The sequence below is a fragment of the Cupriavidus sp. FW306-01-F10A genome (assembly GCF_058782785.1).
Genome location: NZ_JBYSYA010000044.1, coordinates 1 through 21212, shown reverse-complemented (window position 1 = coordinate 21212; position 21212 = coordinate 1). Strand labels below are relative to the sequence as shown.

At 65.1% G+C, this 21212-nt stretch carries 21 protein-coding genes; 3 read left to right on the top strand and 18 right to left on the bottom strand.

Going from position 1 to position 21212, the window contains the following annotated elements:
- The 18 genes from AC3WLF_RS31010 to AC3WLF_RS30925 all read right to left on the bottom strand — a co-directional run.
- Positions 1–1396 (bottom strand): type IV pilus assembly protein FimV (locus AC3WLF_RS31010; protein ID WP_492359293.1); only part of this gene is annotated, 1396 nt, incomplete at its 3' end.
- 286 nt (positions 1397–1682) lie between these two features.
- The gene (gene asd, locus AC3WLF_RS31005) at positions 1683–2819 is read right to left on the bottom strand and encodes an aspartate-semialdehyde dehydrogenase (RefSeq protein WP_492359292.1); all 1137 of its coding nucleotides are present in this window, start codon (positions 2817–2819) and stop codon (positions 1683–1685) included.
- Between the two features lie 90 nt (positions 2820–2909).
- Complete coding sequence (locus AC3WLF_RS31000; RefSeq protein ID WP_013957414.1) at positions 2910–3041, bottom strand: hypothetical protein; 132 nt, start codon at positions 3039–3041, stop codon at positions 2910–2912.
- A gap of 113 nt (positions 3042–3154) precedes the next feature.
- A complete protein-coding gene (gene leuB, locus AC3WLF_RS30995) occupies positions 3155–4222 on the bottom strand; it encodes a 3-isopropylmalate dehydrogenase (RefSeq protein WP_492359291.1) in 1068 nt (355 codons plus the stop codon).
- A 22-nt stretch (positions 4223–4244) separates the two neighbouring features.
- Positions 4245–4895, bottom strand: a complete 651-nt coding sequence (gene leuD / locus AC3WLF_RS30990; RefSeq protein WP_492319828.1) for a 3-isopropylmalate dehydratase small subunit — start codon at positions 4893–4895, stop codon at positions 4245–4247.
- A 19-nt stretch (positions 4896–4914) separates the two neighbouring features.
- Complete coding sequence (gene leuC, locus AC3WLF_RS30985) at positions 4915–6324, bottom strand: 3-isopropylmalate dehydratase large subunit (protein WP_492359290.1); 1410 nt, start codon at positions 6322–6324, stop codon at positions 4915–4917.
- A 332-nt stretch (positions 6325–6656) separates the two neighbouring features.
- Entirely contained in the window at positions 6657–7358 is a 702-nt protein-coding gene (locus AC3WLF_RS30980; RefSeq protein WP_010814626.1) for an ABC transporter ATP-binding protein, read from the bottom strand.
- On the bottom strand, positions 7358–8125 hold the full coding sequence (gene livG / locus AC3WLF_RS30975) for a high-affinity branched-chain amino acid ABC transporter ATP-binding protein LivG (RefSeq protein ID WP_492319826.1): 768 nt from the start codon (positions 8123–8125) through the stop codon (positions 7358–7360). The genes AC3WLF_RS30980 and livG overlap by 1 nt, the downstream gene beginning before the upstream one ends.
- Positions 8122–9405, bottom strand: coding sequence for a high-affinity branched-chain amino acid ABC transporter permease LivM (locus AC3WLF_RS30970; protein ID WP_492319825.1), 1284 nt, complete (start codon positions 9403–9405; stop codon positions 8122–8124). Before AC3WLF_RS30970 ends, livG begins: the two co-directional genes overlap by 4 nt.
- 13 nt (positions 9406–9418) lie before the next feature.
- Complete coding sequence (livH, locus tag AC3WLF_RS30965; RefSeq protein WP_010814623.1) at positions 9419–10345, bottom strand: high-affinity branched-chain amino acid ABC transporter permease LivH; 927 nt, start codon at positions 10343–10345, stop codon at positions 9419–9421.
- Positions 10346–10430: 85 nt separating this feature from the next.
- Positions 10431–11546: a branched-chain amino acid ABC transporter substrate-binding protein gene (locus tag AC3WLF_RS30960; protein WP_011615745.1), complete on the bottom strand. Its 1116-nt coding sequence runs from the start codon at positions 11544–11546 to the stop codon at positions 10431–10433.
- Between the two features lie 524 nt (positions 11547–12070).
- Positions 12071–13372, bottom strand: a complete 1302-nt coding sequence (gene gltA / locus AC3WLF_RS30955) for a citrate synthase (RefSeq protein WP_010814621.1) — start codon at positions 13370–13372, stop codon at positions 12071–12073.
- 43 nt (positions 13373–13415) lie between these two features.
- A complete protein-coding gene (locus AC3WLF_RS30950) occupies positions 13416–13703 on the bottom strand; it encodes an FAD assembly factor SdhE (protein WP_479941077.1) in 288 nt (95 codons plus the stop codon).
- 79 nt (positions 13704–13782) lie between these two features.
- A complete protein-coding gene (locus tag AC3WLF_RS30945; RefSeq protein ID WP_010814619.1) occupies positions 13783–14484 on the bottom strand; it encodes a succinate dehydrogenase iron-sulfur subunit in 702 nt (233 codons plus the stop codon).
- Positions 14485–14518: 34 nt separating this feature from the next.
- The gene (gene sdhA / locus AC3WLF_RS30940; protein WP_492319824.1) at positions 14519–16297 is read right to left on the bottom strand and encodes a succinate dehydrogenase flavoprotein subunit; all 1779 of its coding nucleotides are present in this window, start codon (positions 16295–16297) and stop codon (positions 14519–14521) included.
- A gap of 3 nt (positions 16298–16300) precedes the next feature.
- Complete coding sequence (gene sdhD / locus AC3WLF_RS30935; RefSeq protein ID WP_010814617.1) at positions 16301–16666, bottom strand: succinate dehydrogenase, hydrophobic membrane anchor protein; 366 nt, start codon at positions 16664–16666, stop codon at positions 16301–16303.
- Between the two features lie 11 nt (positions 16667–16677).
- Positions 16678–17088 (bottom strand): succinate dehydrogenase, cytochrome b556 subunit, encoded by a 411-nt coding sequence (sdhC, locus tag AC3WLF_RS30930; protein WP_010814616.1) that lies wholly within the window; start codon positions 17086–17088, stop codon positions 16678–16680.
- 280 nt (positions 17089–17368) lie between these two features.
- Positions 17369–18250 (bottom strand): GntR family transcriptional regulator, encoded by an 882-nt coding sequence (locus AC3WLF_RS30925; RefSeq protein ID WP_492352075.1) that lies wholly within the window; start codon positions 18248–18250, stop codon positions 17369–17371.
- Positions 18251–18682: 432 nt separating this feature from the next.
- Here AC3WLF_RS30925 and AC3WLF_RS30920 point away from each other — a divergent pair, with 432 nt between their 5' ends.
- From AC3WLF_RS30920 to AC3WLF_RS30910, 3 genes are all read left to right on the top strand, one after another.
- Positions 18683–19666: a malate dehydrogenase gene (locus tag AC3WLF_RS30920; protein ID WP_010814614.1), complete on the top strand. Its 984-nt coding sequence runs from the start codon at positions 18683–18685 to the stop codon at positions 19664–19666.
- 131 nt (positions 19667–19797) lie between these two features.
- Positions 19798–20778: an HpcH/HpaI aldolase/citrate lyase family protein gene (locus AC3WLF_RS30915; RefSeq protein ID WP_492352076.1), complete on the top strand. Its 981-nt coding sequence runs from the start codon at positions 19798–19800 to the stop codon at positions 20776–20778.
- A gap of 51 nt (positions 20779–20829) precedes the next feature.
- Positions 20830–21212: citrate/2-methylcitrate synthase (locus AC3WLF_RS30910; RefSeq protein ID WP_492359289.1), on the top strand; the 383-nt coding region annotated here is incomplete at its 3' end.

The window sequence follows — 21212 nt, the reverse complement described above, 5'->3', positions numbered from 1 at the left end:
CGGTTGCGGCAGCCGTCGCGGCGGCCGCAACCGGGGCCGGGGCCACGGCATCGGCCTTCGGCGGCTGGGCCGCCACCACGGTCGGCGCCGCCGCCGCGGCCTTGGCCGCGGCCTCAGCCTTTTCCTTCTCGGCCAGCACCGCCTGGTTGGCCTGGCTCAGCTTGGCGATCTCGGCGTTCTTCAGCTCGAGCAGCTTCTGCATGTCGCCGACGTTCTTTTCCAGCTGCGCCAGGCGGGCTTGCGCCTCCTTGAGCTCACGCTCGCGCGCGACGCCGGCTTCGGCCTTGGCCGCGGCGTCGGCCTGTGCGCCACGCGCGGCCTTGCTGAGCTTCAGTTCATCGCGCGGGCCGTCGGTCGGGACGGCCTGCTCCTGCACCCGGGCGGTCACGTTGCCGGACTGCTGGCGGCCGCTGTCGGGCTCGACCGACTTGGCCGCAGCAGCGCTGGCCAGCCGGCCGCGGTAGGCATCGAAGCCCTGCGTGCGCGCCACCACCTCGCGGCGGGCGGCCTTGGGTGCGACGGCTTGCGCCTGCTGCTGGGTCGGGACCTGCAGCACCGCGCCGCTGCGCAGCCGGTTCATGTTGCCGCCGATAAAGGCGTTGGGATTGTTACGGTAGAGCGCCACCAGCATCTGGTCCAGCGAGACCGATTCCTGGCCTTGCACGGCCTCGCCGGCAATGGCGTAGAGCGTGTCGCCGCGCTGCACGGTGTAGCCGCCGCCGGGTGCCATCTCGGTGCTGCCGCTGGCGGCCGCTGCCGGCGCCCGCTTTGCGCTCTGGCGGGCCGGGCGCGCGGGCGCGGCTGGCTTGACTGCCTCGGCAGCCGCGGCGGGCGCGGCTTCCTGGGCCGGCACAGGCTGCGGCGCGGCGGCAGGTGCCGGTGCCGCTACGGGCGGCGCATCCGGCGTCGCCGCCTGCACCACCGTCGCCGGCGAGAAGGTCTGGTTCGAAGGCTTGGCCCCGGCAGGGTCAAGCAGGAAGGTATAGGCGCGCGAGACCTTGCCGCTGGCCCAGCTCATGTCGACCAGGATGTCGACAAAGGGCTCGCTGATCGGCTGGTTGGAGCGGACCCGGGCCACATAGCTGCCGTTCGGGCGGCGCTCCACCTCCAGCCGCAGGCTGCTGACGGCCGGCAGGTAGGTCAGCCCGGCCGCGGCATACGCCGCTGGCGACGCCAGCTTGACGCTGAGCCCGGCGGCCTCTTCGGCACTGACCCCACTGATGTCGATCTCAGCCTGCAACGGCTGCCCCAGATTCGACTGAACCCGCAATTGCCCGAACCCCGCGGCATATGCGGCCGGCTGCGCAAGCAGCAGGCCCAGTGCCGTGACGGCCAGCGTTGACCAGCGCTGACGGGCGGTAGGCGCATCTTTCCGGCGATGTTGGCTCACACTCACCTTATGCTCCGTTATGTTTTAGTAGCGATATGAATCGACAGACCGACCCCAAAACCAGGTCCGGCAGGCTGGCGGGGCGTTCTCGGCGCACCCCTTCTCCAGCCGCGCGCAGACGCCAAACCCTGCCTGGCGCGAAGCGCATGCCGGCGTATTGTGACGCATCACCAGGGAAAATAGGCGCCCGGATACAACAACGCCGCGCATGGGCGCGGCGTTGTCGGCAAAGCGGTCCATTCTGTTGCCTGGCTGCAACGGACGCAACCAGGCAACAAGAGGGAGCACCGGATCAGGACTCGATCAGGATACGCAGCATGCGGCGCAGCGGTTCGGCCGCGCCCCACAGCAGCTGGTCGCCGACCGTGAACGCGGACAGGTACTCGCCGCCCATCTGCATCTTGCGCAGGCGGCCGACCGGAATCGTCAGCGTGCCGGTCACGGCAGCCGGGGTCAGATCGGTCATGCTGGCTTCACGCGTATTCGGCACCACCTTGGCCCACGGGTTGTGGGCGGCCAGCATGCCTTCGATCTCATCGAGCGGCACATCCTTGCGCAGCTTGATGGTCAGCGCCTGCGAGTGGCAGCGCATGGCGCCAATGCGCACGCACAGGCCGTCGACGGCGATCGGCGTGGCGCCGGTCGCACCCAGGAAGCCTTCGCCGCGGCCCAGGATCTTGTTGGTCTCGGCGCCGCCCTTCCATTCTTCCTTGGACTGGCCATTGCCCAGGTCCTTGTCGATCCAGGGGATCAGGTTGCCGGCCAGCGGCACGCCGAACTGCTTGGTTTCCTCGGCGGACAGGCCGTGCTGGGTCGCCAGGATGGTGCGGTCGATTTCCAGGATGGCCGAGGCCGGGTTCTCCAGCAGCGGCTTGACCGACGCGTTCAGCGTGCCGAACTGCGTCAGCAGCTCGCGCATATGCTGCGCACCGCCGCCGGAAGCGGCCTGGTACGTCATCGACGTCATCCACTCGATCAGGTCGGCCTGGAACAGGCCGCCGAGGCCCATCAGCATGCAGCTGACCGTGCAGTTGCCGCCGATGAAATTCTTGACGCCCTTGGACAGCGCGTCCTTGATCACATCCTGGTTGACCGGATCCAGCACGATGATGGCATCGTCCTTCATCCGCAGCGAGGACGCCGCGTCGATCCAGTAGCCCTTCCAGCCGGCCGCGCGCAGCTTGGGGAAGACCTCGTTGGTGTAGTCGCCGCCCTGGGCGGTCAGCACCACGTCGCACTTCTTCAGCGCTTCGATGTCATTGGCATCTTTCAGCGTGGTTTCGTTCTTCGCCATGGCGGGCGCCTTGCCGCCGGCATTGGACGTGCTGAAGAAGACGGGCTCGATATGGTCGAAATCACGCTCTTCCTGCATGCGCTGCATCAGGACGCTGCCGACCATTCCCCGCCAACCGACGAGACCTACAATCATGATTTACCTCGGATGTGATTTTTACTTCCCCGCCATTTTCCTCGCCCGGCGTGGCTGCGCGGGGAAGACGGGCAGGCACGACGAACGGATCTAGGCGATCGCGGTTTTAATAATGGTTTTAATCGTCGTTGCGGTCTGGCCGAGCGAAATCGTGCCGACCGGGCCGCGGGTAGCGGTCAGGGCAGCAACAGCAGTCAGGGTGGACTGGGAAAATCGGGCCATCGGCAGAGTCTACACGATTTTGCCGCGCTGCCGCAGCGTGCAGATAGGGGAAATAACGGGGACAAATCAGACAAAGGGGGCACTACTCGCGCAGTGCCCCCTTCCGGTGTGACTTACAGCGCCGCCAGCACCGCGTCACCCATCTCGCGGGTACCGACCTGCTTGCAACCCGGCGTCAGGATGTCACCGGTGCGGTAGCCCTGGGCCAGCACCTTCTTGACGGCGCTCTCGATGCGGTCGGCCTGCTCGACGCGGTTCAGCGAGTAGCGCAGCATCATCGCCGCCGACAGGATCGTCGCCAGTGGGTTAGCCACGCCCTTGCCGGCGATGTCCGGCGCAGAGCCGTGCGACGGCTCGTACAGGCCCTTGTTGTTGGCATCCAGCGACGCCGACGGCAGCATGCCGATCGAGCCGGTCAGCATGGCGGCCTCATCCGACAGGATGTCGCCGAACATATTGCCGGTGACGATCACGTCGAAGCTCTTGGGCGCCTTGACCAGCTGCATGGCCGCGTTGTCGACGTACATGTGCGACAGCTCGACCTCCGGGTACTCCTTGTGCACCTCGATCACGATGTCCTTCCAGAACTGGAAGGTCTCGAGCACGTTAGCCTTGTCGACGCTGCACAGCTTCTTGCCGCGCTTGGCCGCGGCCTGGAACGCCACGTGGGCGATGCGGCGGATTTCCGGCTCGCTGTAGCGCATGGTGTCGAAGCCTTCGCGCGCGCCCTTGAACAGGCCGTCCGGCGCTTCGCGCACGCCGCGCGGCTGGCCGAAGTAGATGTCGCCGTTCAGTTCGCGCACGATCAGGATGTCGAGGCCGGCCACCAGCTCGGGCTTCAGGCTCGAGGCGCCGGTCAGTTCCGGATAGCAGATCGCCGGGCGGAAGTTGGCGAACAGCTGCAGGTGCTTGCGCAGGCCCAGGATGGCCTGCTCCGGACGCAGCGGACGATCCAGGCTGTCGTACTTCCAGTCGCCGACGGCGCCAAACAGGATGGCGTCGGCTTCCTTGGCCAGCTTCAGGGTGTTTTCCGGCAGCGGATGGCCTTCGGCCTCGTAGCCGGCGCCGCCCACCGGGGCGGTTTCCAGTTCGAACTTCTCGTCGAGCGCGTTCAGGACCTTGACGGCCTCCGCGACGATTTCGGGACCGATGCCGTCACCCGGCAGGACTGCGATCTTCATTGTTGTCTTTCCTCGTTGAGTCTTATCCGACCAGGCGGTTGTTCAGCCACGGCATCCTGGCCACGCGCTCGGCCTCATAGGCCTTGATCTTGTCGGCATGGCGCAGCGTCAGGCCGATATCGTCGAAGCCGTTCAGCATGCAGTACTTGCGGAACGGGGCGATGTCGAACTCATACGCCTGGCCGCCCGCCGTCAGCACCACCTGCTTGTCCAGGTCGATGGTCAGCTTGTAGCCGTTGAAGGCGTTGGTCTCGTTGAACAGGTGGTCGACCTGCTGTTCGGTCAGCACCACCGGCAACAGGCCGTTCTTGTAGCAGTTGTTGAAGAAGATGTCGGCAAAGCTGGGCGCGATCACGGCGCGGAAGCCGTATTGCGTCAGCGCCCACGGCGCGTGCTCGCGCGAGCTGCCGCAGCCGAAGTTGCGGCGCGCCAGCAGGATCGACGCGCCCTGGTAGCGCGGCTGGTTCAGCACGAAGTCCGGGTTCAGCGGACGCTTGCTGTTGTCCATGCCGGGCTCGCCGACGTCCTTGTAGCGCCACTCGTCGAACAGGTTGGGGCCGAAGCCGGTGCGCTTGATCGACTTCAGGAACTGCTTCGGGATGATGGCGTCGGTATCGACGTTCTCGCGGTCGAGCGGGGCTACGAGGCCGCTGTGTACGGTGAACTTGTCCATGTTCTCTTTCCTTGCTTCTTCAGCCCAGCTTGCGGATATCGACGAAATGGCCTTCGATGGCTGCGGCCGCTGCCATCGCCGGGCTCACCAGGTGGGTGCGCCCGCCCGCGCCCTGGCGGCCTTCGAAGTTGCGGTTCGAAGTCGACGCGCAACGCTCGCCCGCCTCGAGGCGGTCGGCATTCATCGCCAGGCACATCGAGCAGCCCGGCTCGCGCCATTCAAAACCGGCGGCCTTGAAGATCTTGTCCAGGCCTTCGCGCTCGGCCTGTTCCTTGACCAGGCCCGAGCCCGGCACCACCATCGCCAGCTTCACGTTGCCGGCAACCTTGCGGCCCAGCTTCTGCACCACCCACGCGGCGGCGCGCATGTCTTCGATGCGGCTGTTGGTGCACGAACCGATGAAGACCTTGTCGATATTGATGCTCTCGACCGGCACGTTGGGCTGCAGGCCCATGTATTCGAGCGCGCGCTCCATCGCGTTGCGCTTGTTCGGGTCCTTTTCCTTCTCTGGGTCCGGCACGCGGTCTTCGATGCTGATCACCATTTCCGGCGAGGTACCCCAGGTCACCTGCGGACGGACATCCTCGGCGCGCAGCTCGACCACCTGGTCGAACTTCGCCCCGGCATCCGAATGCAGCGTGCGCCAGTAGGCCACGGCCTGCTCCCACTCCACGCCCTGCGGCGCGTAGGGGCGGCCCTTCACGTATTCGAGCGTGACGTCGTCCACCGCCACCAGGCCGGCGCGCGCGCCGGCCTCGATGGCCATGTTGCAGACCGTCATGCGGCCTTCCATGGTCAGGTCGCGGATGGCCGAGCCGGCGAACTCGATGGTGTAGCCGGTGCCGCCCGCGGTGCCGATCTTGCCGATCACGGCCAGCACGATGTCCTTGGCGGTGCAGCCGCGCGGCAGCTTGCCTTCCACCTTGACCAGCATGTTCTTGGCCTTCTTGCCCAGCAGCGTCTGCGTGGCCAGCACGTGCTCCACTTCCGACGTGCCGATGCCATGCGCCAGCGCGCCAAACGCGCCATGCGTGCTGGTATGCGAGTCGCCGCACACCACCGTCATGCCCGGCAGCGTCGCGCCCTGCTCCGGCCCGATCACGTGCACGATGCCCTGGCGGTGGTCGTTCATCTTGAACTGGGTGATGCCGTAGCTGTCGCAGTTGGCATCCAGCGTATCGACCTGCAGCTTCGATACCGGATCGGCAATGCCCTGGCTGCGGTCGGTGGTCGGCACGTTGTGGTCCGACACGGCCAGGTTGGCGCTGATGCGCCATACCGGACGCTCCGCCAGCTTCAGCCCCTCGAACGCCTGCGGGCTGGTCACTTCATGCAGCAGGTGGCGGTCGATATAGAGCAGCGTGGTGCCGTCTTCCTCGACGTGGACGGTATGGTCATCCCAGAGTTTGTCGTAGAGCGTCTTGGCCATGATGCGATGGCGGGCCGGAAGACCGATCCTTTGCAGGAGTGGTCCGCGGTGACCGCGCGGTAGTTTGCAGGGATTTTATTCGCTTCGGTCGCGGTGGCGAGCGGGTGGCGATAGCGATAATCGCGCCGGAAGCCGCCTGAAGCGAGCGTTACTTCAAGCGTTGCCGCAATGCTTGACTTGGCAATTGATTATGCCACAGGGGGTATGGCACTCAGCCCCCTGCCCGGCCCGGGCAGCGGCTGCAATGTAATGTGATTGGCGAAAGGGGGATTTCGCGGATGGCGAAAAGGAAAAGGCCGCGGCCCGCCAGGCGGGGCCGCGGCCTGTTGGGCTCAGCCGCCCAGGTAGGCGGCCTTGATCCGGTCGTTGGCCAGCAGGTTGGCGCCGGTATCAGCCAGCACCACCTTGCCGGTTTCGAGCACATAGCCGCGGTCCGCGACCTGCAGCGCCTTGTTGGCGTTCTGCTCGACCAGGAACACAGTGACGCCTTCGTCACGAATGGTGCGGATGATGTCGAAGATCTGCGCGATGATCAGCGGCGCCAGACCGAGCGTGGGCTCGTCCAGCAGCAGCAGGCGCGGCCGGCTCATCAGCGCGCGGCCGATCGCCAGCATCTGCTGCTCGCCGCCCGACATGGTGCCGGCGCGCTGGCTGGCGCGCTGGTTCAGGCGCGGGAACAGCTTGAAGACGTGCTCGATGCCCGCCTCGATCTCGTCTCGCCTGGCGAAGAACGCGCCCATCTTCAGGTTCTCCAGCACCGTCAGGCTCGGGAACACGCGCCGGCCCTCGGGCGAGATCGCGAGCCCCAAGCGCATGATCTCGTGCGTGGACCGGTTGGTGATGTCCTGCCCTTCGAACGTCACGCGTCCGCTGGACGCGCGCGGCGTGCCGCACACGGTCATCATCAGCGTCGTCTTGCCGGCGCCGTTGCTGCCGATCAGGGTGACGATCTCCCCCTTGTTGACTTCGATCGATACGCCCGACAGCGCCTCGACGGCGCCGTAGTGGGTATGGACCTGTTCCAGCTTCAGCATCAGTCCTCTCCCAGGTAGGCCTTGATCACGCGCGGGTCGTTGCGCACTTGCTCGGGCTTGCCAATCACGATCGGCTTGCCGTGCTCCATCACCAGGATGCGGTCGGACACGCCCATCACCAGGCTCATGTCGTGCTCGATCAGCAGCACCGAGATGCCGAACTCGCGCCGCAGCTGGTCGATCAGCTGCTGCAGCTCGATCTTCTCCTGCGGGTTCAGGCCGGCCGCCGGCTCGTCCAGCATCAACAGGCGCGGCTTGGTGATCATGCAGCGCGCAATCTCCAGCCGGCGCTGGTGGCCGTACGACAGCGTGCCCGCCTCGCGGTTGGCCACCGAGGTCAGCCCCATGCGTTCGAGCCAGACCGCGGCGCGCTCCAGCGCCTCGCGCTCGGCGCGGCGGTAGGCCGGCGTAGCGAACAAGCCGCGCAGGATGCCCGCCTGCACCTGGCGGTGCTGCGCCACCAGCAGGTTTTCCACCACCGTCAGCGACTTGAACAGGCGGATGTTCTGGAAGGTCCGCACCAGGCCCTTGCGCGCCACCTGGTGGCTGGGCAGGCCGGCGATGGCGTGGCCGTCCAGCGTGACCTCGCCCGCGGTGGGCTTGTAGAAGCCGCCCACGCAGTTGAACACCGTGGTCTTGCCGGCGCCATTGGGGCCGATGATGGCGAAGACCTCGTCGCTGCGCACATTGAAATCAATACCGTCCACGGCCAGCAAGCCGCCGAAGCGCATCTGCAGGCCGGAGACTTTCAGCAAATCCGCGCTCATTTCGGCAACTCCACGTGGGGACGGCTCGCGGGCAGCAGGCCCTGCGGACGCCACATCATCATCAGCACCATCACCAGGCCGAAGATCAGCATGCGATATTCGGCAAAACCGCGCGCCACCTCGGGCAGCACCGTCAGCAGGATCGCCGCCAGGATCACGCCCAGCTGCGAACCCATGCCGCCCAGCACCACCACGGCGAGGATCAGCGCCGACTCGATGAAGGTGAACGATTCCGGATTGACCAGGCCCTGGCGCGCCGCGAAGAAAGCGCCGCCGATGCCGGCGAACGAAGCCCCCAGCGTGAACGCCGACAGCTTGATGCGGGTCGGGTTCAGGCCCAGCGAGCGGCACGCGATCTCGTCGTCGCGCAGCGCTTCCCAGGCGCGGCCCATCGGCATGCGGATCAGGCGGCTGGTGACGAACAGCGTGAAGCCCACCAGCAGCAGCGCCAGCAGGTACAGGAAGATCACCATGTGCTGGCCGCTGTAGTCCCAGCCCAGCAGGTCATGAAAGGTCTTGGCGCCCTCCACGCTCGCGCTGCGCGCCATCTCGATGCCGAACACGGTCGGCTTCGGGATGCCGGACACGCCATCCGGGCCGCCGGTCAGGCTGGTCAGGTTATTGGCCAGCAGGCGGATGATCTCGCCGAAGCCAAGTGTCACGATGGCCAGGTAGTCGCCGCGCAAACGCAGCACCGGGAACCCCAGCAGGAAGCCGAAGGTGGCCGACATCGCGGCGGCGATCGGCAGGCATTCCCAGAAGCCCAGCCCGAAATACTGGTTGAGCAGCGCGTAGGTGTAGCCGCCGATGGCGTAGAAGCCGACATAGCCCAGGTCGAGCAGGCCGGCATAGCCCACCACGATATTCAGGCCCAGGCCCAGGATCACGTAGATCAGCGCCAGCGTGGCCACGTCGACCGCGCCGCGCGAGCCGAAGAACGGCCACACCAGCCCGACCGCCAGCAGCACCCATACCGCCACGCGCTGCTGCCGGGCGCCCAGCTGCGGCACCGCCGGCAGGCGCACCGCGCTGCCGGCGCGCGACAGCAGCGGCTTGAACAGCTGGAACAGGAAGACCGCCGCCACGGCGATCCACACCGGCCGCCAGTGCGGCTCCAGCACGACCTTGTAGCCTTCCAGCTTGAGCTGCAGGCCCAGGATGGGAATGGTCAGGATGGCCGTCATCACGGCGGCCGTGATCGCATTCTTGAGCGATTGTCCCGGTGCGGCGCCGCGTGCGGCGGCCTTGCCCGCGGGCATCGCGGAAACGTTGTTAGTCATGTCTCGTCCTCCCTCAGACCTTTTCGACGTCAGGCTTGCCCAGCAGCCCGGTCGGACGGAACAGCAGCACCAGCACCAGCAGGCTGAACGCCACCACGTCCTTGTACTCGGCCGGCATATAGCCCGAGGCGAAGGTCTCCGCCAGGCCCAGCAGCACGCCGCCGAGCATCGCGCCCGGGATGCTGCCGATGCCGCCCAGCACCGCCGCGGTAAAGGCCTTGATGCCGGCGATAAAGCCGATAAAGGGATTGAGCTTGCCGATGGTCAGCCCGATCAGCACGCCGCCCACCGCCGCCAGCATCGCACCCAGCACGAAGGTGAACGAGATCACCTTGTTGGTGTCGATGCCGAGCAGGTTGGCCATGCGCATGTCTTCGGCGCAGGCACGGCAGGCACGGCCCATGCGCGAACGGCCGATAAACAGCGTCAGCGCGATCATCAGCACCAGCGTCACGCCCACGATCAGCAGGCGCGAGTACGGCACCGTCACGGTGAAGTCGCTGCCCATCTGGAACTCGATGGCGCCCGAGATCAGCACCGGCACCGACACGTCGCGCGCGCCCTGCCCGATCTGGACATAGTTCTGCAGGAAGATCGACATGCCGATGGCCGAGATCAGCGGCACCAGCCGCGGTCCGCCGCGCAAGGGCCGGTATGCCACCCGCTCCACCGCATAGCCGTACACCCCGGTGACCAGCACCGAGACCAGCAAGGCGGCGCCCAGCACCAGCGGCAGGGGGTAGCCTGCCTGGGCGCCGATCGCGGTGAGCGTGACCAGGCCGACATAGGCACCGATCATATAAATCTCGCCGTGCGCGAAATTGATCATGCCGATGATGCCGTAGACCATTGTGTAGCCGATGGCGATCAGCGCATAGATCGCACCCAGCGTCAGGCCGTTGACCAGCTGCTGGGTGAACTGTGGAAGGAATTCATTCATTGGGGAAGCCTCAGGAACTTGAAGCCCGATACCAGAACGCCCCGCCCGGGGTCCGGGCGGGGCGTGTGCGTGGAAAAGCGCCGGCTTAGTTGGCGGCCGTCTTGCTGGCGTCCTTGTGCCAGGTGTAGACCACGAACTTGAAGGACTTCAGGTCGCCCTTGTCGTCGTACTCGACCTTGCCGATCGGGGTGGTGAAGGCGTTCTTGTGCATGTACGCCGCGACCTTGGTCGGGTCGGTGCTCTTGGCGCCGGCAATGGCGTCGCCGATGATCTTGACGGCGGCATAAGCCGGCATCTGGAACGGACCGTTGGCGTCACGCTTCTTGTCGGCAAAGGCCTTCACCAGCGCGGCGTTGGCCGGGTCGGCCGAGAAGTCTGCCGGCAGCGTCACCAGCATGCCTTCCGAGGACGGGCCGGCGATCGCCGTCACGTCCTTGTTGCCCACGCCCTCGGGGCCCATGAACGCGGCCTTCACGCCCTGCTCGCGCGCCTGGCGCAGCAGCAGGCCCATTTCCGGGTGGTAGCCGCCGAAGTAGACGAAGTCCACGCCCTGCGACTTGAGCTTGGTGATGACGGCGGAGTAGTCCGAATCGCCGGCGTTGATGCCTTCGAACACGGCGACCGGGATCTTGGCGGCTTCCAGGTCCTTCTTCACCGAGCTGGCGATGCCCTGGCCGTACGACTGCTTGTCGTGCAGCACCGCGACCTTCTTCGGCTTGACCTTGCCGATGATGTACTGGGCGGCGGCCGGGCCCTGCTGGTCGTCGCGGCCGATGGTGCGGAAGATGTACTTGCGCTTCTTGGTCTCGGTCAGCTGCGGCGCGGTGGCCGACGGCGTGACCATGACGATGCCTTCGTTCTCGTAGATGTCCGAAGCCGGGATGGTCGAGCCCGAGCACACATGGCCGATCACGTACTTGATGTTCTGGCTGACGATCTTGTTGGCAACTGCCACCGCCTGCTTCGGCTCGCAGGCGTCGTCCATCATCACCACTTCGAACTTGTTGCCGCCGGCGCCGCCATTGGCATTGAGTTGTTCGATCGCGGTCAGCGCACCGGCCTTGACCATGTCACCATACTGCGCCACCGAGCCGCTCATCGGGCCGGCAATGGCGATCTTCACGGTTTCGGCGTTGGCAGCGGCGCCAAGGGTGGCCAGCACGGCGGCCAGCGAGATGGACGTAAGACGGGACAGCGTCATCAGGAGCTCCTCGATTTATGTTTGGGTCAACCGGGCAGAAACGGTGTGACCTGCGCAATCGAACAACACCCGCGGACTACGAATAAAGACGCCCGAGACGCGGAAGACGGGCCTGCAAGGGAGAGACAGCTTATGCGGGGCCCGGCATGTGTCAGTCCCGTGAGGTAGGGGGACCAAGGTTCGGAAAGACAACGTTTGATGCGTTCTCTATTGCGCAAGCGATTCGCCTGCCCCGCTTGCCGCACCGCATGCCGGAAGGGTGGCCCGGCTGCCGTCGGCAAAGCAGCCCGCATTATAGGGTCAAATTTCCTGCCGCAGGCGAAAATCGCACAACAAATGCGGAACTGAATTGACAGACTGAGACACAATTCTCCGCAAATTGCCGTTCTCACCACTTATCCGGCAATTTCCTGCTCCCTGCCCTGCTGCGACGCACAAGGCGCTCCGGCCCAGAAACACAAACGCCCCGGCGGGCCGGGGCGTTTGTGATTGCTGCATCGCGCAGCCGGATGAAAAGCCAGCGATCAGCGCTTGGCAACGTCCGGCACGTCGCGGGTAGCTGCGCCAACGAACAGCTGACGCGGACGACCGATCTTGTATTCCGGATCGGTAATCATCTCTTCCCACTGCGAGATCCAGCCCGGGGTGCGGGCCAGCGCGAAGATGCAGGTGAACAGCGAGGTCGGGATGCCCAGCGCGCGCTGGACGATGCCCGAGTAGAAGTCCACGTTCGGGTACAGCTTGCGGCTGACGAAGTACTCGTCTTCCAGCGCGATCTTTTCCAGCTCCATGGCCAGCTTGAACAGCGGGTCGTTGTGCAGGCCCAGCTCTTCCAGCACTTCGTGGCAGGTTTCGCGCATCAGCTTGGCGCGCGGATCGTAGTTCTTGTACACGCGGTGGCCAAAGCCCATCAGGCGCACGCCCGAGTTCTTGTCCTTGACCTGCTTGATGAACTCGTTGATGTTGTCGACGCTGCCGATTTCTTCCAGCATCTTCAGCGCGGCTTCGTTGGCGCCGCCGTGGGCCGGGCCCCACAGGCAGGCCACGCCGGCGGCGATGGCTGCGAACGGGTTGGTGCCCGACGAACCGGCCAGGCGCACGGTCGAGGTCGACGCGTTCTGCTCGTGGTCGGCGTGCAGGATGAAGATGCGGTCCAGCGCGCGCTCCAGCACCGGGTTCACGGTGTACGGGGCGCACGGCGTGCCGAACATCATGCGCATGAAGTTGCCCGAGTAGGACAGGTCGTTCTGCGGGTAGATGTACGGCTGGCCGATGTTGTACTTGTACGCCATGGCGACCAGGGTCGGCATCTTGGCGATCAGGCGGATGGCCGAGATCTCGCGCTGGTGCGGATCATCGATGTCCATCGCGTCGTGGTAGAACGCGCTCATGGCACCGACCATGCCGGTCAGCACGGCCATCGGGTGCGCGTCGCGGCGGAAGCCGCGCATGAAGAACTGCATCTGCTCGTGAACCATGGTGTGGTTCATCACGTGGCCGACGAATTCTTCCTTCTGCTTGGCGTTGGGCAGCTCGCCCTTGAGCAGCAGGTAGCAGGTTTCGAGGTGGTCGCACTTCTGCGCGAGCTGCTCGATCGGGTAGCCGCGGTACAGCAGTTCGCCCTTGTCACCGTCGATATAGGTGATCTTGGAATTGCACGAAGCCGTCGACATGAAACCGGGGTCGTAAGTGAACTTACCGGTCTGTCCGTACAGCTTGCGAATGTCGATTACGTCCGGGCCAACGGTACCCGTGTAGATCGGCAGCTCAACGCTGGGGGAACCATCGGAGAACGATAGCGTGGCTTTCACATCGGACGGCGTCATGTCGGATCCTTCAAATGCTGTGAATAATAATGTTGACCAAAACTCAGACCGTACGCAGCAGGGCGATCACTCGCTGCATCGGGGGCGTGTCGAGCTCACCGTCCAGTTCCTTGCGCGCAAGGAGCAGGTCCATCAACTCGTTGTCGCTGAGTTCGAACAGCACGCTCAGCGAAGCCACGTCCTCGTCGGACAGGCTCTCCTCGTAACGGTTGAAAAAACGTTCGACGATGATGTCGTTCTCCAGCAGGCCGCGGCGGGCGCGCCAGCGCAGACGTGCGCGCTTGTGCGGGTCGGCCTGATGGGAGAAGGTGGTGGCAGGACTCTCAGTCATGGCTTCCTACTTTCGGCGCGCCAGCCAGATATAGCCGCTCTGGCTGACGCGCCGCTTACTACTGCAGACAGCCGCAGGCTCAGACCGCGCGGCGGACCATCAGCTCCTTGATCTTGCCGATGGCCTTGGTCGGGTTCAGACCCTTCGGGCACACATCGACGCAGTTCATGATGCTGTGGCACCGGAACAGGCGGTACGGGTCGTTCAGGTTGTCCAGGCGCTCGTTGGTGGCCTGGTCGCGGCTGTCCGCAATAAAGCGGTAAGCCTGCAGCAGGCCGGCCGGGCCGACGAACTTGTCCGGGTTCCACCAGAACGACGGGCACGACGTCGAGCAGCTGGCGCAGAGAATGCACTCGTACAGGCCATCCAGCTCGTCGCGCTCTTCCGGCGACTGCAGGCGCTCTTTCTCGGGCGGCGGCTCGTCGTTGATCAGGAACGGCTTGATCGAGTTGTACTGCTTGAAGAAGTTCGTCATGTCGACGATCAGGTCGCGCACCACCGGCAGGCCGGGCAGCGGACGCAGCACGATGCGGTCCGGCAGCTCGCGCATATTGGTCAGGCAGGCCAGGCCGTTCTTGCCGTTGATGTTCATCGCGTCCGAGCCGCACACGCCTTCGCGGCACGAACGGCGGAACGAGATGGTCTCGTCCAGCTTCTTCAGCTTGACCAGCGCGTCCAGCAGCATGCGCTCGTGACCGTCCAGCTCGACCTCGTAGGTCTGCATGCGCGGTGCCGCATCCTTGTCCGGATCGTAGCGGTAGACTTCGAAAATACGCTTCATTTCTGTGGGTCCTGTTGTCTCTACGATGCGGTGCTCAGAAGGTACGGGCCTTCGGCGGCACGCTTTCCACCGTCAGCGGTTCCATCTTCACCGGCTTGTAGTCGAGGCGGTTGCCTTCGCTGTAGAACAGCGTGTGCTTGAGCCAGTTCTGGTCGTCGCGGTTCGGGAAGTCGCTGTGCGCGTGGGCACCGCGCGATTCCTTGCGGGCGGCCGCCGAGATCATGGTGGCCTTGGCCACTTCCACCAGGTTGGCCACTTCCAGGGCTTCCACCAGCGCGGTGTTGAAGACCTTGGACTTGTCCTTCAGGTGGATGTTGTCGGCACGCTCGGATACTTCCAGGATGCGCTCGACGCCTTCGTCCATCAGCTTCTGGGTACGGAACACGCCGGCATGCGACTGCATGTTCTTGCGGATGTCGTTGGCGACGTCCTGCGTGTACTCGCCCGAGGACGACGACTGCAGCTTGGCCAGGCGCGACAGCGCGAGGTCGGCGGCGTCGGCCGGCAGCGGCTTGTGCTCTTTCTGCTTCAGGTTCTGGGCGATGATGTGATTGCCGGCGGCGCGGCCGAACACCACCAGGTCCAGCAGCGAGTTGGTGCCCAGGCGGTTGGCGCCGTGCACCGACACGCACGAGCATTCGCCGATCGCGTAGAAGCCGTTGAGCACTTCGTTCGGGTTGCCGTTCTTCGGCACCACGACCTGGCCGTGGTAGTTGGTCGGAATGCCACCCATCTGGTAGTGGATGGTCGGGACCACCGGGATCGGTTCCTTGATCGCGTCGACGTTGGCGAACTTCATGCCGATTTCGCGGATCGACGGCAGGCGCTTCATGATGGTCTCGGCGCCGACGTGGGTCAGGTCGAGCAGCACGTAGTCGCCGTTCGGGCCGCAGCCGCGGCCTTCCTTGATTTCCTGGTCCATCGAGCGCGAGACGAAGTCACGCGGCGCCAGGTCCTTCAGCGTCGGGGCATAGCGCTCCATGAAGCGCTCGCCGTCCTTGTTGCGCAGGATACCGCCTTCGCCGCGCACGCCTTCGGTGATCAGCACGCCCGCGCCGGCCACGCCGGTCGGGTGGAACTGCCAGAATTCCATGTCTTCCAGCGGCACGCCTGCGCGCGCTGCCATGCCCAGGCCGTCACCGGTGTTGATGAAGGCGTTGGTGGAAGCTGCATAGATACGGCCGGCACCGCCGGTCGCGAACAGCGTGGTCTTGGCCTCGAGGATGTAGACCTCGCCGGTCTCCATTTCCAGCGCGGTCACGCCCAGCACGTCGCCGTCCTGGTCACGGATCAGGTCCAGCGCCATCCACTCGACGAAGAAGTGGGTCTTGGCGCGCACGTTGCGCTGGTACAGCGTGTGCAGCAGCGCGTGGCCGGTACGGTCAGCCGCGGCGCAGGCGCGCTGCACCGGCTTTTCACCGTAGTTGGCGGTGTGGCCGCCGAACGGACGCTGGTAGATGGTGCCGTCGGGGTTGCGGTCGAACGGCATGCCGAAGTGTTCGAGCTCGTACACGACCTTCGGGGCTTCACGGCACATGAACTCGATCGCGTCCTGGTCACCCAGCCAGTCCGAGCCCTTGATGGTGTCGTAGAAGTGGTAGTGCCAGTTGTCTTCGCTCATGTTCCCCAGCGAAGCGCCGATGCCGCCCTGTGCCGCCACCGTGTGCGAGCGCGTCGGGAACACCTTGGACAGCACGGCCACGTTCAGGCCGGCTTCCGCGAGCTGGAGGGATGCGCGCATCCCGGCGCCGCCAGCACCGACGATGACCACGTCGAAACGGCGACGCGGCAATCCAGTCTTGACTGCGACCATTTATTACACCCTCCAGAGAATCTGAGCAGCGTAGCCCGCGCAACCGACGAGCCACAGAATCGTAAGAACTTGCAGCACGAGGCGAACCGCCATCGGACGCACATAGTCCATCCAGATGTCGCGCACGCCGATCCAGGCGTGATACAGCAGCGACAGGATGGTCAGGAACGTGATGATCTTCATCCACTGGTTGGAGAAGAGCCCTGCCCACGCTTCATACGAAGCGCCGTTCGACAGCAGGAAGGCAATGGCCAGGACCACGGTGAAGACCACCATGATCACGGCCGTGACGCGCTGCGCCAGCCAGTCTTTCAGGCCGTAGTGCGCACCGACGACAAGACGCTTGGGACCGATATTATTGTTTGCCACCTTGATTCTCCTCAGAACAGGCCGAACAGCTTCAGGCCGAAAATCAGGGTAAGCAGCAGGCTCACAACCAGCACGCCGATGGCAGACTTGGCCGAGGCCGGCTTGGAAACGCCGACGTGCACATCCAGCAGCAGGAAACGGATACCCGCGCAGAAGTGATGCAGATAACCCCAGATCAGGACCAGCAGAACCAGCTTGACGAAGCCACCGGACAGAAGCGCCGAGAACTTTGCGAAGCTCAGTTCCGAAGTTATGCTCTGCTCAAACAGATACAGGACGAAGGGAAGAAGGAGGAACATCAGTGCACCGCTCACGCGATGCAGGATGGATACCTTGCCGGCCCAGGGCAACCGGTAGCGCGCAATCTGCGCGATACCGATATTCCGGTACTCCGGCCTGGCTTGTTTGACGGCTTCAGCCATGCGAGACCCCATTTGCGGTAAACAAAAAACGAAACTGCCACTGCCCTGCATGCAACGGGATGCATTAGGGCAAATCCATGAGATTTTAGCGCCTTTGTTGCGCGCTGCACCAATAATTTTCAGCTATCAGGCACCAACAGGTGCCGCCCGACAATCGCACACTAATCACATCCGGCGGGCAATCCAGCGCAACATTAGCCGCGCCGCGCAACAGCCCGCACCGTCATGACGAAAGCCACAATAATCAACGCCAGCGGGCGCATCATGCCATGCGCCGGCGTCAGCTCAGGTCGTTCTGGTAATAGTGCCGCGTAGTCACGTACAGCCCGCGGCGCACTTCGACGGGGCGGTCGCCATAGGTGTACGACACCCGCTCGACTGACAGCAGCGGCGAGCCTACCGGGACAGCCAGCAACTCGGCCGCGGTTTCATCGGCAGGCACGGCGCGGATCTTCTCCGAGGCGCGGATCATGCGCGTACCGAACTCGGCCTCGAACAATGCATACATGGGGCCCTTCCACTCGGTCAGCTTTTCAGCGGTGAGGCCCTTGAAGTTGGCGCCGAGCAGCCAGATTTCATCCAGCACGGTCGACTCGCCCGAGAAATTCAGCACGCGGCGGATCTGCACCACGCTGTCGCCGGTGCGGATGTCGAGCAGCCGGGCAATTTCGGCGGGGGCGCGCAGGCGCTTGCATTCCAGCACGCGGCTGGCGCCATAATGGGGTTCGCCTTCGTCCGGGACGAGGCGCAGGAAGCGGAACTTGACCACGTCTTCATGGTGCGTGGTCACGAAAGTGCCCTTGCCCTGCCGGCGCGCCACCAGGTTCTCGGCGGCGAGTTCATCGATGGCCTTGCGCACCGTGCCCTGGCTGACCTTGTAGCGTGAGGCCAGCTCCATTTCGCTGGGGATCATCTCGCCGGGCTTCCATTCGCCGGATTGCAGGCTGCGCGTGATCAGCGCCTTGATCTGCTGGTAGAGCGGGCTGAAGGTGGGCGATGGCACGGACTGCAGACCAGAGGCGGGGCCAGATGGCGGGGCCACCTGCGGCACAGGCGCGGGCGGCGAAGAAGGCGGCTGCGCCCCGGCGCCAGGCGTGGCGGCGCCAGATTCCGGCGCGCCGGGTGCGGCTGCGCCAGTCAGGGACGTAGGCAGGGAGGACATAGCGGGATTTCACCACAAAAGGGCAAGATACGTCCAGCCTTACGTTAATTGTCTTATGTCTTATATAAGACATATGAATTGACATCACGGGAGGCCCGGCCTACACTCGCGCTGGTCCACGCCCGCGATGGCCCTCCCAGGCCCGCCAGCAGCAGCCAGGATACCGGAATGTATCGGCCCGGCAGATTCCCGGCAGCGCTCCGGTCTGGAAATGGCGCCACGCTTCGCAGTAGACTAACGCTTTGTTGCATCACCATGACCCGTTGTGGCTCTCCCTCACCGGTTCCGCCCCGTGGCCCCGCCACCTGGTTCCGGCGGACGGCCGCTCCCCGCTGTGGCGACAACCAGCACCCGGTGACCCGCCGCGCCCCTTGTTTCGGCAACGGCATGCCACCGACCGGCTTCCCCCTTCTATCGTTTGGAGATTTACTCATGGCTAAAGCCCCAATGCGCGTCGCAGTGACCGGCGCCGCTGGCCAGATCGGCTACTCCCTGCTGTTCCGCATCGCCAATGGCGACATGCTGGGCAAAGACCAGCCGGTCATCCTCCAACTGCTCGACCTCCCGCAAGCCCAGCAAGCCGTCAAGGGCGTGGTGATGGAGCTGGAAGACTGCGCGTTCCCGCTGCTGGCCGGCGTGGTCATCACCGATGACCCCAAGGTTGCCTTCAAGGACGCCGACGTGGCCCTGCTGGTTGGCGCCCGTCCGCGCAGCAAGGGCATGGAGCGCAAGGACCTGCTCGAAGCCAACGCCCAGATCTTCACGGTGCAGGGCAAGGCGCTGGACGAAGTCGCCAGCCGCAATGTCAAGGTGCTGGTGGTCGGCAACCCGGCCAACACCAACGCCTACATCGCCATGAAGTCGGCACCGAACCTGCCGCGCGAGAACTTCACCGCGATGCTGCGCCTGGACCACAACCGTGCCCTGTCGCAAATCGCCGCCAAGACCGGCAAGCCGGTGTCGTCGATCGAGAAGCTGTTCGTGTGGGGCAACCACAGCCCGACCATGTACGCCGACTACCGCTACGCCACCGTCGACGGCAAGAGCGTCAAGGACCTGATCAACGACCCGGTGTGGAACAACGACGTGTTCCTGCCGACCGTCGGCAAGCGCGGCGCCGCCATCATCGAAGCGCGTGGCCTGTCGTCGGCCGCCTCGGCTGCCAACGCCGCCATCGACCACGTGCGCGACTGGGTGCTGGGCACCAACGGCAAGGTCGTCACCATGGGCATCCCGTCGAACGGTGAATACGGCATCCCGGCCGACACCATGTTCGGCTACCCGGTGACCACCGCCAACGGCAAGTACGAGATCGTCAAGGGTCTGGAGATCGACGCCTACAGCCAGGAAAAGATCAACATCACCCTGAACGAACTGGAAGAAGAAAAGGCCGGCGTGCAGCACCTGCTGGGCTGATCCTCCGATCGCTCGAGGAAAGACCGGGGTTCCGCAACGATTCACGAATCAGCGCGGACCCCGGTTTTTTCATATCCAGGGGCTACCATGGCCCCTGCTCCCCCCATCAACCCAAACCGATCCGAATCAACGTGCATCCTTCCGAGGTCTTGTTCCAGGGCGAAGCCATCCCGGTCCAGTTGCCGGTGTGTGACCACTACGCGGGCAGCGAAAAGCTGATGCGCAAATCGCTTGCCCTGCAACAAGAGCTTGGTCCCGTCTTCGACGTCACCTTCGACTGCGAGGACGGCGCCGCCGTCGGCCATGAGCGCGAGCATGCAGAGCTGTGCGCGCAGCTGGTCAACAGCCCGCTCAATGCCCACAACCGCGTCGGCGTGCGCATCCATGACCCGGCCCACCCGAGCTGGCGCGAGGACGTCGACGTGCTGGTGCGCGCCGCCGGCGCGCGCCTGGCCTATGTGGTGGTGCCCAAGGTCACCGACGTGGTCGAGGTCGCGCGCGTGACCGATCACGTCAACCAGGTGGCGCGCAATGCCGGCATCGCGCGGCATATCCCGATCCATGTGCTGGTCGAGACCCACGCCGCGCTGGAACAGGCCTTCGATATTGCCGCGCTGGTGCAGGTGGAATGCCTGAGCTTCGGCCTGATGGACTTTGTCTCGGCCCACCACGGCGCCATCCCCGGCGGGGCCATGCGCTCGCCGCAGCAGTTCGAACACCCGCTGATCCGGCGCGCCATGCTGGAGATCTCCGCCGCCTGCCACCGCCACGGCAAGGTGCCGTCGCACAACGTCAGCACCGACGTGCAGGCGCCGCAGCGCGCCGGCGACGATGCGCTGCGCGCGCGCAGCGAGTTCGGCTACCTGCGCAAGTGGAGCATCCATCCGGGCCAGATCGCACCGATCGTGGCGGCGTTCCGCCCCGGTGCCGAAGAAATCGGCGCGGCCAGCCAGATCCTGCTGGCGGCGCATGAGAACAACTGGGCCCCGATCCGCCACGAGGGCCAGCTGCACGACCGCGCCAGCTACCGCTACTACTGGTCGCTGCTGCAGCGCGCGCAGGCCACCGGCACGCCGCTGCCGGCCAACGTGGAAGCGCTGTTCTTCGCCTGAAGCCGATACCCATACCAAAAAACAAACAGGGCAGCGCCCAAGGAGACATGGATGTCCGCCTCGAAGTTCGCCGCACCCGCCGCCACGGCCAGCGAGCCGGCCGCACCCCGGGTCAAGAAATCCGTCGCCCTGTCGGGCGTGACCGTCGGCAATACCGCGCTGTGCACCGTCGGCCGCACCGGCAACGACCTGCACTACCGCGGCTACGACATCCTCGATATCGCCGAGACCTGCGAGTTCGAGGAAATCGCCCACCTGCTGGTGCACGGCAAGCTGCCGACCAGATCCGAACTGGCCGCCTACAAGGCCAAGCTCAAGAGCCTGCGCGGCCTGCCCGCCAATGTGAAGGCCGCGCTCGAATGGGTGCCCGCCAGCGCCCACCCGATGGACGTGATGCGCACCGGCGTGTCGGTGCTGGGCACCGTGCTGCCGGA

Coding starts and splice junctions, on each gene's coding strand:
- livG (WP_492319826.1), bottom strand. CDS start 8,125: ATGAGCGCGGATTTGCTGAAAGTCTCCGGCCTGCAGATGCGCTTCGGC.
- gltA (WP_010814621.1), bottom strand. CDS start 13,372: ATGACGCCGTCCGATGTGAAAGCCACGCTATCGTTCTCCGATGGTTCC.
- leuB (WP_492359291.1), bottom strand. CDS start 4,222: ATGAAGATCGCAGTCCTGCCGGGTGACGGCATCGGTCCCGAAATCGTC.
- AC3WLF_RS30925 (WP_492352075.1), bottom strand. CDS start 18,250: ATGTCCTCCCTGCCTACGTCCCTGACTGGCGCAGCCGCACCCGGCGCG.
- leuD (WP_492319828.1), bottom strand. CDS start 4,895: ATGGACAAGTTCACCGTACACAGCGGCCTCGTAGCCCCGCTCGACCGC.
- AC3WLF_RS30960 (WP_011615745.1), bottom strand. CDS start 11,546: ATGACGCTGTCCCGTCTTACGTCCATCTCGCTGGCCGCCGTGCTGGCC.
- sdhA (WP_492319824.1), bottom strand. CDS start 16,297: ATGGTCGCAGTCAAGACTGGATTGCCGCGTCGCCGTTTCGACGTGGTC.
- livH (WP_010814623.1), bottom strand. CDS start 10,345: ATGAATGAATTCCTTCCACAGTTCACCCAGCAGCTGGTCAACGGCCTG.
- AC3WLF_RS30970 (WP_492319825.1), bottom strand. CDS start 9,405: ATGACTAACAACGTTTCCGCGATGCCCGCGGGCAAGGCCGCCGCACGC.
- leuC (WP_492359290.1), bottom strand. CDS start 6,324: ATGGCCAAGACGCTCTACGACAAACTCTGGGATGACCATACCGTCCAC.
- AC3WLF_RS31000 (WP_013957414.1), bottom strand. CDS start 3,041: ATGGCCCGATTTTCCCAGTCCACCCTGACTGCTGTTGCTGCCCTGACC.
- asd (WP_492359292.1), bottom strand. CDS start 2,819: ATGATTGTAGGTCTCGTCGGTTGGCGGGGAATGGTCGGCAGCGTCCTG.
- AC3WLF_RS30980 (WP_010814626.1), bottom strand. CDS start 7,358: ATGCTGAAGCTGGAACAGGTCCATACCCACTACGGCGCCGTCGAGGCG.
- sdhC (WP_010814616.1), bottom strand. CDS start 17,088: ATGGCTGAAGCCGTCAAACAAGCCAGGCCGGAGTACCGGAATATCGGT.
- AC3WLF_RS30945 (WP_010814619.1), bottom strand. CDS start 14,484: ATGAAGCGTATTTTCGAAGTCTACCGCTACGATCCGGACAAGGATGCG.
- AC3WLF_RS30950 (WP_479941077.1), bottom strand. CDS start 13,703: ATGACTGAGAGTCCTGCCACCACCTTCTCCCATCAGGCCGACCCGCAC.
- AC3WLF_RS30920 (WP_010814614.1), top strand. CDS start 18,683: ATGGCTAAAGCCCCAATGCGCGTCGCAGTGACCGGCGCCGCTGGCCAG.